This is a genomic window from Micromonospora sp. WMMD1082 (genome assembly GCF_029626175.1).
Classification (GTDB): Bacteria; Actinomycetota; Actinomycetes; order Mycobacteriales; family Micromonosporaceae; genus Micromonospora.
The window spans coordinates 4,648,332-4,660,810 of record NZ_JARUBM010000002.1 but is presented as its reverse complement, the minus strand read 5'-3'; the positions used below and the strand labels follow the sequence as shown (position 1 = coordinate 4,660,810).

12 protein-coding genes are annotated in these 12,479 nt (G+C 73.7%); 8 read left to right on the top strand and 4 right to left on the bottom strand.

The window, feature by feature from the left end:
* Positions 1-88: 88 nt before the first annotated feature.
* Both O7615_RS21570 and O7615_RS21565 read left to right on the top strand, forming a co-directional pair.
* Positions 89-745: a TetR family transcriptional regulator gene (locus O7615_RS21570; protein ID WP_278179609.1), complete on the top strand. Its 657-nt coding sequence runs from the start codon at positions 89-91 to the stop codon at positions 743-745.
* A 43-nt stretch (positions 746-788) separates the two neighbouring features.
* Positions 789-1,787 (top strand): aldo/keto reductase family protein, encoded by a 999-nt coding sequence (locus tag O7615_RS21565; protein WP_278179608.1) that lies wholly within the window; start codon positions 789-791, stop codon positions 1,785-1,787.
* Positions 1,788-1,863: 76 nt separating this feature from the next.
* On the opposite strand, the gene O7615_RS21560 is transcribed toward O7615_RS21565, so the two are convergent.
* A complete protein-coding gene (locus O7615_RS21560) occupies positions 1,864-2,655 on the bottom strand; it encodes a site-2 protease family protein (RefSeq protein ID WP_278179607.1) in 792 nt (263 codons plus the stop codon).
* On the bottom strand, positions 2,655-2,855 hold the full coding sequence (locus tag O7615_RS21555; protein ID WP_278179606.1) for a hypothetical protein: 201 nt from the start codon (positions 2,853-2,855) through the stop codon (positions 2,655-2,657). The genes O7615_RS21560 and O7615_RS21555 overlap by 1 nt, the downstream gene beginning before the upstream one ends.
* 226 nt (positions 2,856-3,081) lie before the next feature.
* Between O7615_RS21555 and O7615_RS21550 the strand changes: the two genes are divergently transcribed.
* From O7615_RS21550 to O7615_RS21535, 4 genes are all read left to right on the top strand, one after another.
* The gene (locus tag O7615_RS21550) at positions 3,082-3,288 is read left to right on the top strand and encodes a hypothetical protein (RefSeq protein ID WP_278179605.1); all 207 of its coding nucleotides are present in this window, start codon (positions 3,082-3,084) and stop codon (positions 3,286-3,288) included.
* A gap of 75 nt (positions 3,289-3,363) precedes the next feature.
* Complete coding sequence (gene cobU / locus O7615_RS21545; protein WP_278179603.1) at positions 3,364-5,376, top strand: bifunctional adenosylcobinamide kinase/adenosylcobinamide-phosphate guanylyltransferase; 2,013 nt, start codon at positions 3,364-3,366, stop codon at positions 5,374-5,376.
* Positions 5,366-6,139, top strand: coding sequence for an adenosylcobinamide-GDP ribazoletransferase (locus O7615_RS21540; protein ID WP_278179602.1), 774 nt, complete (start codon positions 5,366-5,368; stop codon positions 6,137-6,139). The genes cobU and O7615_RS21540 overlap by 11 nt, the downstream gene beginning before the upstream one ends.
* A gap of 67 nt (positions 6,140-6,206) precedes the next feature.
* Complete coding sequence (locus tag O7615_RS21535; protein ID WP_278179601.1) at positions 6,207-7,526, top strand: DUF2314 domain-containing protein; 1,320 nt, start codon at positions 6,207-6,209, stop codon at positions 7,524-7,526.
* An 86-nt stretch (positions 7,527-7,612) separates the two neighbouring features.
* Here O7615_RS21535 and gcvT read toward each other — a convergent pair whose 3' ends face one another.
* On the bottom strand, positions 7,613-8,737 hold the full coding sequence (gene gcvT / locus O7615_RS21530; RefSeq protein WP_278179600.1) for a glycine cleavage system aminomethyltransferase GcvT: 1,125 nt from the start codon (positions 8,735-8,737) through the stop codon (positions 7,613-7,615).
* Positions 8,738-8,900: 163 nt separating this feature from the next.
* On the opposite strand from gcvT, the gene O7615_RS21525 reads away from it, so the two are divergent.
* Entirely contained in the window at positions 8,901-10,469 is a 1,569-nt protein-coding gene (locus O7615_RS21525; protein WP_278179599.1) for a leucyl aminopeptidase, read from the top strand.
* 73 nt (positions 10,470-10,542) lie between these two features.
* On the opposite strand, the gene O7615_RS21520 is transcribed toward O7615_RS21525, so the two are convergent.
* A complete protein-coding gene (locus tag O7615_RS21520; protein WP_278179598.1) occupies positions 10,543-10,872 on the bottom strand; it encodes a hypothetical protein in 330 nt (109 codons plus the stop codon).
* Positions 10,873-11,051: 179 nt separating this feature from the next.
* Between O7615_RS21520 and lpdA the strand changes: the two genes are divergently transcribed.
* On the top strand, positions 11,052-12,443 hold the full coding sequence (gene lpdA, locus O7615_RS21515; RefSeq protein WP_278179597.1) for a dihydrolipoyl dehydrogenase: 1,392 nt from the start codon (positions 11,052-11,054) through the stop codon (positions 12,441-12,443).
* Positions 12,444-12,479 lie beyond the last annotated feature (36 nt).

The window sequence follows — 12,479 nt, the reverse complement described above, 5'->3', positions numbered from 1 at the left end:
AACTTCGGCACACACGACGCTATTCGATAGCCAGCTCGATAATCGATAGTCGAGCGTCTAGTGAATGCATTGCTAGTATGACTGCGTCATGGGTGAAGTCAAGGACGAGAAACCGACTCGGCCGTACCGCTCCCGGGTCCGCGAGGAGAGCGCCCGGCGGACCCGCCGGGCGGTGGTCGCCGCCGCGGCCGACCTGTTCGTCGCCCGGGGTTACACCGCCACCTCGCTGGCCGACGTGGCCGCCGCAGCCGGCGTCGCCCGGCCCACCGTCTTCGCCGCCTTCGGCTCGAAGGCGGCGCTGCTGCGCCAGGTGCTCGACGAGGCGCTGGCCGGCGACGACGAGCCGATCCCGGTCGCCCAACGGCCCTGGTACCGGCCGGTGTGGGAGGCGGAGAGCCCCGGTGAGGTGCTCGACGCGTATGCCGACGTGTGCACGCTGATCGGTGGGCGCGCCGCCCGGGTGTTCGAGACCGTACGACGCGCCGCCGACGGATCGCCCGAGGCCGCCGAGGTGTGGCAGACCCTGCTGCGCAACCGGCGCATCGGCGCCCGGATGGTGGTCGAGCGGCTGGTCGCCCTGGGGCCGTTGCGGCACGGGTCCGACGTGGAGCGCGCCATCGACGAGGTGTGGTTCTACAACGACCCGGCGCACTACGGCGCGTTGGTGCACGGCCTGGGCTGGGACGAGCCCACATACCGGCAGTGGTTGGCCCGGAGCATGCGGCACGCCCTGCTGCCGGGCTGAACTCGATCTCCACCGGCTGCTGCCGGCGGGCTAGGGTCAGGACATGGAATTCCGACACCTGGGCCGCTCCGGCCTCATGGTCAGTGAGATCTCGTACGGCAACTGGATCACCCATGGCTCGCAGGTCGAGGAGGATGCGGCGTTCGCCTGCGTGCGGGCCGCCCTCGACGCCGGCATCACCACCTTCGACACCGCCGATGTCTACGCCGGCACCCGCGCCGAGGACGTGCTCGGCCGGGCGCTGGAGCAGGAGCGGCGCGAGGGCCTGGAGATCTTCACCAAGGTGTACTGGCCCACCGGCCCGGGCCGCAACGACCGGGGCCTGTCCCGCAAGCACATCATGGAGTCGATCAACGGGTCGCTGCGCCGGTTGCGGACCGACTACGTGGACCTCTACCAGGCCCACCGGTACGACTACAACACCCCGCTGGACGAGACGATGGAGGCGTTCGCCGACGTCGTGCACTCCGGCAAGGCCCTCTACATCGGCGTCTCGGAGTGGAAGGCGTCGCAGATCCGCGAGGCGCACGGCCTCGCCCGGGAACTGCGCATCCCGCTGGTGTCCAATCAGCCGCAGTACTCGATGCTCTGGCGGGTCATCGAGAGCGAGGTCGTCCCCACCAGCGAGGAGTTGGGCGTCGGGCAGGTCGTCTTCTCGCCGATGGCGCAGGGCGTGCTCTCCGGCAAGTACCTCCCCGGCCAGCCGCCGCCGTCCGGCTCCCGGGCCACCGACGAGAAGTCCGGCGCGGGCTTCATCGCCAAGTGGCTGACCGACGACGTGCTGACCCGGGTGCAGCAGCTGCGACCGCTGGCCGACCAGGCCGGGCTGAGCCTGGCCCAGCTGGCCATCGCCTGGGTGCTGCAGAACCCCAACGTGTCGTCGGCCATCATCGGGGCGTCGCGCCCCGAGCAGGTGCACGACAACGTCAAGGCGGCCGGCGTCACGCTCGACACCGGCCTGCTCAAGGCGATCGACGAGATCGTCGACCCGGTGACCGAGCGGGATCCCGCGCGGACCGAGTCGCCGGCCGAGCGACCCTGACCCGCCCCGCCCGGCCGGCGCACGACCCCGCCGGCCGGGCGGGCTCAGGTCCCGGCCGAGGTGAGCCCGGCCGAGGTCAGCTCTGCCAGAAGCGGATCAGCTCCAGACCGGTGGCGTAGAGCCACGGTGGCAGGCCGAGGACGTTGCCGATCGCGAAGACGGTGTCGAAGAACCAGCCGCCGATCGTCGGGTTCCACAGCAGCGCGAAGAGCAGGATGAAGCCGTACGGCGCGAAGAGGTCGTACATGCGCCGGTACTGCGGGTTCAGCCACGGCTGGACCATGTTGCCGCCGTCCAGTCCGGGCACCGGCAAGAGATTGAGCAGGCTGGCGGTGACCTGCAGAAAGGCCAGCAGGGCCACCGCGGCCCAGAACTCCACCGGCCCGCCGCCCGGCGCACCGAGGCGCAGCACCGCCACCAGCACCAGCGCGAACAGCACGTTGGTGGCCGGGCCGGCGAGGCTGACCAGGGTGTGCCGCAGCCGACCCGGGATCATGTGCCGGTCCACCCAGACCGCGCCGCCCGGCAGGCCGATGCCGCCGAGCAGCACCACCGCCACCGGCAGCGCGATGGACAGCAGCGGGTGGCTGTACTTCAGCGGGTTGAGCGTCAGGTAGCCGCGGTGGGCCACGCCCCGGTCACCGGACCGGTACGCGACCACGGCATGGGCGTACTCGTGCAGGCAGAGCGAGACCAGCCAGCCGGAGACGACGAAACCGAACACGGTGAGCCGGACGTTGCCGATCCCGTGCCAGGTCAGCACGGCGCTGGTCACCAGCAGCGCGACCAGGGCGCCGAAGACCGGGCTGGGCCGGAACGCCGCCCGGGGCACCCCGAGCACCAGCGGCTCCGGGTCCCTCGGTGTCATCACTCCGCCACGGGCAGCAGGCTCATCCGGTACTCCACCCGATCATCCTCGAGGAGCGCGACCGAGGTGACGCCGGACGCCGCGAGCTCCCGCCAGCTCTGGCCGATCCAGGACTCGGCGTCCGCCTGACTCCCGAACGACTCGGCCGGCCCGTCGACCGACTCGCCGTCGACGCCCTCGTACCGCCAGCTCCACGCCATGTGCGCGTCTCCCCTCGCCGCTGTGTCCCGTGGGACGGACCCTCGCCAGCGTAGTCGCCCGCCCGTCGGGCGACCCGGACCGTGGCCGTCGAGGACCGGAGCCGTCGACCGTGGCCGGGGAACGCAGCCGCCGCGTCGGTCCGGCGGGCGGGTCCACGCGCCGCGACTGAACCGCGCCCGCGCCGGGTACGCCCCGGTGGACAGACCCTTCGTACGGGAGGTGGCGATGACCAGACCGATACCGGAGATGGACACCGAGGAGCTGCGCGACATCGCGGTACGCGGGGGAGTCGAGGGTGCGCGGGAGATGGACCGGCAGGAACTGGTCGACGCCCTGGTCGCGCGTCCCGGCGAGGGCGCCTGGCAGGAGGACCCGAAGCCCGCGAACGTCAACCCGAACGACTACCTCTACCAGGCCCCCGAGCGGCGCTGAGCCCACCGGGCGACGGGCGGTGGGGCGGCGTACCTGTGCTGCCTCCGCCGCCCGGCTGGCCGTAAGGTACGCAGCATGTCCCTAGACGGGTGGAACACGCTTCTGGTCCTCGGCGGTATCCGTTCCGGCAAGTCGGAGTTCGCCGAGTCCCTGGTGGCCGGCGCGGCCACGGTCCGCTACGTGGCCACCGCCGGCGCGGGCGACGACGACCCGGAGTGGGCGGCCCGCCTCGCCGCGCACCGCGCCCGCCGGCCGGAGACCTGGCGCACCGAGGAGACCGCGAGCGACCCGCGCCGGCTCGCCGACGTGATCGCCACCGCCGGGCCGGACGAGACGCTGCTCGTCGATGACCTCGGCGGCTGGGTGACCGTACTGCTCGATCCGGCCCACCAGCCGGCCGACGACACCGCCACCATCGACGAGCTGGCCGCGGCCGTGCGGTCCTGTCCCGCGCGGCTGGTGCTGGTCAGCCCCGAGGTCGGGCTCTCCCTGGTGCCCACCACGCCGCTGGGCCGGGCGTTCACCGACGCGCTCGGCGCGGTCAACCGGGCCGTCGCGGACGCGTGCGACGCCGTGGTCCTGGTGGTCGCCGGCCAGCCTTGCCGGCTGAAGCCGGCCGCCGCCGAGCCCACCCCCGGCACCGTCCGGCTCACCCCGGCCACCGTCGGGCTCGGCCCGGCCGGCACCGGGGCCACCGTGCCCGCCCAGGTCGGCCCCACCGGCACGCAGCCGGTCAACGGCAGCGGCCCGGAGCTGCCCGAGTCGCCGCCGGTGACCACACCGGAGATGCCCACCGCACCCGCGCCCGACTCCCCCGCCAGCACCGGTTGGACGGCGCCCACCATGGCCCTCCCGGTGGCCGCGACCGGCCTGGTCATCCAGCCCGGCATGCAGCTACCCATGCCCGACGAGTACGCCGGCCCGCAGGCCGTGGAGCGGCTGGCCACCCTGGACATGCCCGGCACCGGCCTCGGCGTGCTGGAACAGGTGGTCTCGTTCGCCGCCGCCACCCAGGGCACGCCCACTCCGGCGCCCTGGCGGTCCGTGCGGGTGCTGCTGCTGCACGGCGACCACGCCGGTGGCGTCGCCGCCGGCACGGTGGCCGGCGAGTCGGCCCGGCGGGCCGAGCAGGCTCGCGCGGGTCAGGGCGTGCTCGCCCGGCTCGCCGCCGAGAGCGGTGCGGGTCTGCAGGTGGTGGACGCCCCCGCCGCCGCACCGATCGAGCACGATGCGGCGCTGAGCGTCGAAGAGGTGGAGTCGGCCCTGCGCTACGGCTGGCGGCTGGCCGAGGAGGCGGCGGACGCCGGCGTACAACTGCTGGTGCTGGCCGCGTGCGGTGCCGGCACCGAGGCCACGGCGGCCGCGGTACTGGCCGCGACCGCCGGGGCCGAACCGCCGGCCGTGCTCGCCCGGGTGGTCGGCGGGGGCGGCGAGATCGACGACGTGGCGTGGATGGCCCGCTGCGCGGCGGTCCGGGACGCGCTGCACCGCACCCGTCGCTCCGCCCGCGACGCGCGGGACGTGCTGGCCGAGCTGGGCGGCGGGGATGTCGCGGTCGCCACCGGCATCCTGCTCGGCGCGACCGCCCGCCGCACGCCGGTGCTGCTGGACGGTCCCGTCGGCGTGGCCGCCGCCATGGTCAGCCGGGATCTGGCCGGGCAGGCCCGGCACTGGTGCCTGCTGGCCGACCACGGCGGGCACCCCGCCGTCAAGCTGGCCGCCGACGTGCTCGGCCTGACCCCGCTGACCGAGCTGCGGCTGGATCTCGGTGAGGGGGCCAACGCGCTGACCGTGCTGCCACTGCTGCGCTCGGTGCTGGCGCTGGCCGCCACGCTGCCGCCCAGGCCGTCCCGCGAGGACGCCGACGCCGGAGACGACACCGACGCCGGGGACGACGCCGGGGACGACACCGACGCCGGGGACGGCGCTGAGGGCGGTGTCGGGGACGGCCGCGACGGTGCGGACGACGGCGAGCCGGCGCCCGCCGGGGACGCCGAGCCCGACTTCCGCGAGCCGGAGCCGGCCGGTCCGGGCCCGACCAGCACCGAACCGGTGCGGCCGGCGGAGCAGGGCACGCGTGCCGGCTGAGCCCCGCCCCGGTGACGGGGCGCGGCTGGCGTTGACCACCTTCACCATTCTGCCGGTACGCGCCGGCCGGATCGACCGGGCCACGGCCGGTACGGCGATGGCGCTCGCCCCTGCGGTCGGTGCGCTGCTCGGCGTACCGCTGGCCGGCGTACTGCTGCTGCTCGACGCGGTCACCGCACCGCTGGTGGCCGCCGGGGTGACCGTCGCGGCGGGTGCCCTGCTCACCCGGGGGCTGCACCTGGACGGGCTGGCCGACACCGTGGACGCGCTCGGGTCGTACCGGCGCGGAGCGGCCGCGTTGGAGATCATGAAGAAGCCCGACGTGGGGCCGTTCGGGGTGGTCGCCCTGGTGCTCGTCCTGCTGGTGCAGGCCGCGACGCTGGCGGAGCTGGCCGGCGGATCCCGGCCGGCGGCGCTGGTGGCCGTGGTGACCGCCACGGCGGCCGGGCGGCTCGGTGTGACGCTGGCCTGCCGGCGGGGCGTACCGGCGGCCCGCCCCGAGGGGCTCGGCGCGCTGGTCGCCGGCACCGTCGGGCCGGTCGCGCTGGCCGCCGGTACGGCCGCCGTCGCGCTGCTGGCGGTCGCGGCGGTGCCGGGGCGACCGTGGCAGGGGCCGCTGGCCGTGCTCGTGGCGCTCGCTGTCGCGGCCGGGCTGCTCCGACACGTGGTACGCCGCCTCGGCGGGATCACCGGCGACGTGCTCGGCGCGACCGTCGAGCTGGTCACCACGCTCGTCTACCTGGGACTGGTGCTGTCCGGCTGAGCCGGGCGGGCGGTGCCGGGTAGCGTTCTGGCGACGACAGCACCGGCCGGCCACCCCAGGGGACGACATGCTCATCACCGACGACTTCCTGCCCGTTCCGGTCCCGGAGTCGCTCAGCGCGACCTACCTGGTGCCGACGGTGGGGCTGCCGTCGGTGACGGCGCGTACGGCGGTGGGCAGCCTGGCCGGGCGGATCGCCGAGCCGGTGTACGGGTTGGCCCGGCAGATGCTGGACAGCCCGCTGATGAGCGTCGACGTGCGGCCCATCGGCGAGTTCCCCGAGTTGCCGCCGGATCTGCTCACCGCGTTCGGCGCCACCGAGGCGCAACTGGACCGGCTGGCCGCGGCGAGCCACCTGGTGGTGGTGCAGGCGGAGTACCGGCCGGGCTGGCCCCCGGCGCACGAGTGGGCCGCCCGGGCGGTGGCCGCGGCGGTCGCCGAGGCGGTGCGCGGGGACGTGGTGGACGTCTTCGGCCTGCAGTTCCTGGACCCGGCCGCGGCGCTGCGCTCGCTCCCCGACGACCAGGGCCGGGTGCGGCTGGTCGACTGGGTGCTGGTGCCCTACTCGTCGGACGCCGAGGGGCTCTGGTTCACCACCAAGGGGTTGCGCCGCTTCGGTCTGCTGGAGTTGCAGACCCAGGGCGTGCCCGACCACCTCACCCGGGCGTGGGGAGCGGTGATGACCGGCGCCGCCCGGCGGTTGCTGCGGGACTGGACCGACGGGCTGACCGGCGAGGAGGTGCCGGCGTTCGTGCAGCTGCCGGTGCTGGCCACGGTGACCGGGCACGACATCGCGGTGGCGTACGGCAATCCGGAGCAGCACGGGGCGACCGCGCCGGTGCTGCTGCGGCTGGAGCTGGACCCGGCCACCGACCCGGACGCCGACTCGTTCCTCAGCCTGCGCCCGCCGGCCGGGCACCCCGGTCCGGCCGGGCGCTACTTCGCCACCGCCTGCGCCACCCTGTTCCGGGGCATCCAGCCCGACGTGCGCTACGCCCGTCAGGGTGACGCGATGAGCCAGGCGATCGCCACGGCCCGCGCCGGCCTGGCCGACATCCGGGCCCGGTTCCGCGCCGGGCAGCTGCCGCCCGAGACCCAGCTGGTGGTCAAGTACGGCCTGCCGGGCGACGACGGCCCCGAGTACGTCTGGGCCGGGGTCACCTCCTGGGACTCCCCCGACCGGATCGTCGGCGCCAGCGCCAGCGACGCCAACACCGACCCCACCGTACGTATCGGCTCCCCCGTCGTCGTCGACGCCGACGACATCGTCGACTGGGCCGTCCTCACCACCACCGGCGTCACCGAAGGCGGCTGGACCCAGGCCGTCCTCGACTCCGGCGAACCCCGCCCCACCGACCCCCGCCCCAACCCCACCGACCCTCGTTGATCATGAAGTTGTTGCCACTCCGCCCGGCGTGTCGCGACAACAACTTCATGATCAACGCTGTGGTGGGGTGGGGTGGGGTGGGTGGGTTATGTGGTGGAGGGGTGGATGAAGGGGGGGCGGGTCAGGCGGACGGGGGTGCGGCGGTTGCGGACGTCGACGTGCAGCTCGGTGTCGTCGGGGAGGGCGGGAGCGGTGTCGACGAGGGCCAGGGCGATGCCCTGCTTCCTGGTCGGGCTGAAGGTGCCGCTGGTGACCGTGCCCACCCGGGTGTCACCGTGGTACACCGCCATGCCGGGGCGCGGGATGGCCCGTTCCACGGCCACCAGGCCGCGCAGCGTACGCGCCGGGCCGGCGGCCTTCTCCGCGAGCAGCGCGTCGCGACCCCAGAAGGCCGGCTTGTCCCAGCCGACCGCCCAACCCGAGCGGGCCTGCACCGGCGTGATCTCCAGCGAGAGGTCCTGCCCGTGCAACGGGTACCCCATCTCGGTGCGCAGCGTGTCCCGGGCGGCCAGCCCGCAGGGCTGCGGCGCCGGCTCGGCGGCGAACAGCGCGTCCCAGACCGCGACCGCGTCGCCGGCCGGCACCACCAGCTCGTAGCCCAGCTCGCCGGTGTAACCGGTCCGGCACACGGTCAGCTCGACCCCGTCGAGGGTGGCCGGCGAGAAGCTCATGTACCCGTGCCCGGTGGGCAGGCCCAGCGCGCCCAGCAGCTCCGCCGAGCGCGGCCCCTGCACCGCCAGTACGGCGTACGCCTCGTGCTCGTCGGTGACCGTGACCTCCGGTGGCGCGGCGGCGCGCAGCCGGCGCACCACCTCGGCGGCGTTCGCGGCGTTCGGGATGAGGAAGACGTGGTCGTCGGCGTGCAGGTAGGCGATGATGTCGTCCACCACGCCGCCGGTCGCCTCGTCGCAGCAGAGGGTGTACTGCGCCCGGCCCGGCCCGATCCGGCCCAGGTCGTTGCTGAGGCAGGAGTTGACGAACGCCGCCGCCCCCGGACCGGTCACCCGCACCTTGCCCAGGTGTGACACGTCGAACACGCCGACCGCGGTGCGCACCGCGGTGTGCTCGCGGAGCACCCCGCCCCCGGCGTACTCCAGCGGCATCTCCCAGCCGCCGAAGGGGGCGAACTTGGCGCCGAGCGCGGTGTGCCGCTCGCTCAGCGGAGAACGACGCAGCCGGGTCGCGGCAGCGTCGGTGGTCACGTCGGTCATGGGTGGCAACTTACCGGGACGCACCGGGCTGGTTAGCATCGGCGGGACCGCCGGATGATCCGGCGGGGCAGCACTGACGTCCGGCGGGTAAATCATCCGCCGGAGAACTCCACCGCCGGTACGCCACCACACGACCGGCCCGGCCCGCCCGGGAGCAGCCTCCGTGACATCGCCCAGCACCACCCTGAGCCTGGTCGACACCGACCCCGCCGAGCTCGCCGTCGACGCGATCGTGATCGGCGTGCACAGTACGACCGAGCAGGACGCCACCAACGGCCTCGCCGGCACCCTGCTGCTCGCCAGCGGCGCCGAGAGCATCGCCGCCGCGTTCGACGGCACGTTGACGGCGACGCTGGCGCTGCTCGGCGCGACCGGCGGACCGGGCGAGGTGATCAAGTTGGCGACGCTGGGCACGGTGACCGCTCCGGTGATCGCGGCCGTGGGCCTCGGTCCGGAGCCCAGCGGTGCGGCGCCCGCCCCGGAGATCCTGCGCCGGGCGGCAGGGGCCGCGGTGCGGGCCCTGGCCGGCGCGCCCCGCGTGGCGGTGGCGCTGCCGCTGCCCGACGACGCCGACGCCGACGCGGCGCTGCGCGCGGTCGCCGAGGGGGCGCTGCTGGGCGGTTACCGCTTCGCCGGGTACAAGACCCGGCCGCAGCCGACCCGACGCGAGCCGGTGGCCGAGGTGCTGGTGGCCGTGCCGGACGCCGCGGACGCGGGAGCGCGGGCCGAGATCACCCGGGCGCGGACGGTGACCGACGCGGTCCGGCGCACCCGGGACTGGGTCAACATCGCCCCGAACGAGCTGCGCCCACCGGCCTTCGCCGACTCGGTCGCCGAGGCCGCCCGGGCGGCGGGCCTCGAAGTCGAGGTCCTCGACGAGGTCGCGCTGCGCGAGGGCGGGTACGGCGGGATCATCGCGGTCGGGCAGGGCTCGGAGGCGCCCCCGCGCCTGGTCAAGCTGACCTGGACGCCGGCCGGCGGCGGCACCGGCAAGCGGGTCGCCCTGGTCGGCAAGGGGATCACCTTCGACACCGGCGGCATCTCGATCAAGCCGGCGCAGGGCATGTGGGAGATGAAGTCCGACATGGCCGGTGCGGCGGCGGTGGCCGCCACCATGCTGGCCGTGGCCGAGCTGAAGCCGGCGGTGACGGTGACCGCGTACGTGCCGATGGCGGAGAACATGCCCTCGGGGACCTCGTACCGGCCGGGTGACGTGATCACCATGTTCAACGGCAAGAAGGTGGAGGTGCTCAACACCGACGCCGAGGGCCGGATGGTCCTCGGCGACGCGATGGCCCGTGCCTGCGCCGACGGCGCCGACTACCTCTTCGAGACCTCCACCCTCACCGGTGGGCAGGTGGTCTCGCTGGGCAAGCGGATCTCCGGCGTGATGGGCACCGCCGACCTGTGCGAGCGGGTCCGCACCGCCGGTGACGCGGTCGGCGAGCCGGCCTGGCCGATGCCGCTGCCGGACGACGTACGCAAGGGCATGGACTCCGACGTCGCCGACATCTCGCAGGTCAACGCGGGCATGGACCGGGCCGGCCACATGCTCCAGGGCGGGGTCTTCCTGCGCGAGTTCGTCACCGACGACGTCGCCTGGGCGCACATCGACATCGCCGGGCCGTCCTACCACTCGGGCGAGGCGACCGGTTACTGGACCAAGGGCGGCACCGGTGTGCCCGTCCGCACCCTGCTGCACCTGATCGACGACGTCGCCGCCAACGGCTGAGGCGTTATGAGGGGCCCCTGCTATCGCCTGGTATAGCAGGGGCCCTCCTAACGCCTGCCGGGCGACTCGGGGGTCAGTACAGCTCGGGGCGGCGCTTGCGGCGCTCGTTGTAGTCGCGCATGCGTTGCGGGTACCCCATCAGGGCGATGTCGTAGATCGGGATGCTCACCCGGTACGCGAAGCGCCGCGCGCCGTCCGGCCCGTCGATGCGCCGCCGGGTCCACTCACCGTCGTCGGCGATCAGGATGACGGTGGTCTCGGTGACCGTGGTACGCGGCTCGATGTACGCCTCGACGCCCTTGCGGGTGCGGACGAAGTTCTCAAGGTGCTCCAGGTCGGCACGATTGGCCGTACGGTCAGGGTCAGCGGCACGGGCCCGCTTGCGTCGCCGGAACAGTCCCACCGAGCCGTCTCCCCACCCGTCCGTCGTCGAAGGCAACGTCAAGCGTACGTGGCGGCGACGTGTCGTTGCGCACCTCGGTACGCGGGTGCCGGGCGGTGGTGACAAGATGGCCGAGGTGGGGTGTGTCCGTCTCACCCCACCGTGACCCCCGATGCAGCGAAGCGACCTGGGAGTTGGACGTGAGCGAGCCGAACGACGCAACCTTCGACATCGTCATCCTCGGAGGTGGCAGCGGCGGTTACGCGACCGCTCTGCGCGCCGTCCAGCTGGGCCTGACGGTCGCGCTGATCGAGAAGGGCAAGCTCGGCGGCACCTGCCTGCACAACGGCTGCATCCCGACCAAGGCGCTGCTGCACGCCGCCGAGATCGCCGACCAGACCCGCGAGTCCGAGCAGTTCGGGGTCAAGGCCGAGCTGGTCGGCATCGACATGGCGGCGGTCAACTCGTACAAGGACGGCGTGGTCTCCCGGCTCTACAAGGGCCTACAGGGCCTGGTCAACGGCGCCAAGGACATCACCTTCGTGGCGGGCACCGGCCGGCTGGTCGCGCCGAACGCGGTCGAGGTGGACGGCAAGCGGTACACCGGTCGCAACGTCGTGCTGGCCTCCGGCTCGTACGCCAAGAGCCTGCCGGGCCTGGAGATCGACGGCGAGCGGGTGATCACCAGCGACCACGCCCTGGTCCTGGACCGCGTCCCCGCCTCGGCGATCGTGCTGGGCGGCGGCGTGATCGGCGTCGAGTTCGCCAGCGTGTGGAAGTCCTTCGGGGTGGACGTGACGATCGTCGAGGCGCTGCCCCGACTGGTCGCCGCCGAGGACGAGGAGTCGTCGAAGGCGCTGGAGCGGGCGTTCCGCAAGCGGAAGATCAACTTCAAGGTCGGCAAGCCCTTCGAGAAGGTCGAGAAGACCGACAACGGCGTCAAGGTGACCATCGCCGGCGGCGAGACCGTCGAGGCCGAGCTGCTGCTGGTCGCCGTGGGCCGCGGCCCGAACACCGCCGACCTCGGGTACGAGGAGCAGGGGGTGAAGACCGACCGCGGCTACGTGCTGACCGACGAGCGGCTGCGCACCAGCGTGCCGAACGTCTACGCGGTCGGCGACATCGTGCCCGGCCTCCAGCTCGCCCACCGCGGCTTCCAGCAGGGCATCTTCGTCGCCGAGGAGATCGCCGGCCAGAGCCCGGCGGTGATCGACGAGGCGGGCATCCCCCGGGTCACCTACTCCGACCCGGAACTCGCCTCGGTCGGCCTCACCGAGGCGAAGGCCAAGGAGCAGTACGGTGCCGACAAGGTCAAGACCTACAACTACAACCTCGGCGGCAACGGCAAGAGCCAGATCCTCAAGACGGCCGGCTTCGTGAAGCTCGTACGGGTTTCCGACGGCCCGGTGGTCGGCGTGCACATGGTCGGCGCCCGGGTCGGCGAGTTGGTCGGCGAGGCGCAGCTGATCTACAACTGGGAGGCGTACCCGGGCGAGGTGGCACAGCTCGTGCACGCCCACCCGACGCAGAACGAGGCCCTGGGCGAGGCGCACCTCGCCCTCGCCGGCAAGCCGCTGCACGCGCACGCCTGACCACGACGTATCCGCGGCGTCCGGCGACGGGCGATG

Coding starts and splice junctions, on each gene's coding strand:
- O7615_RS21570 (WP_278179609.1), top strand. CDS start 89: ATGGGTGAAGTCAAGGACGAGAAACCGACTCGGCCGTACCGCTCCCGG.
- O7615_RS21565 (WP_278179608.1), top strand. CDS start 789: ATGGAATTCCGACACCTGGGCCGCTCCGGCCTCATGGTCAGTGAGATC.
- O7615_RS21560 (WP_278179607.1), bottom strand. CDS start 2,655: ATGACACCGAGGGACCCGGAGCCGCTGGTGCTCGGGGTGCCCCGGGCG.
- O7615_RS21555 (WP_278179606.1), bottom strand. CDS start 2,855: ATGGCGTGGAGCTGGCGGTACGAGGGCGTCGACGGCGAGTCGGTCGAC.
- O7615_RS21550 (WP_278179605.1), top strand. CDS start 3,082: ATGACCAGACCGATACCGGAGATGGACACCGAGGAGCTGCGCGACATC.
- cobU (WP_278179603.1), top strand. CDS start 3,364: ATGTCCCTAGACGGGTGGAACACGCTTCTGGTCCTCGGCGGTATCCGT.
- O7615_RS21535 (WP_278179601.1), top strand. CDS start 6,207: ATGCTCATCACCGACGACTTCCTGCCCGTTCCGGTCCCGGAGTCGCTC.
- gcvT (WP_278179600.1), bottom strand. CDS start 8,737: ATGACCGACGTGACCACCGACGCTGCCGCGACCCGGCTGCGTCGTTCT.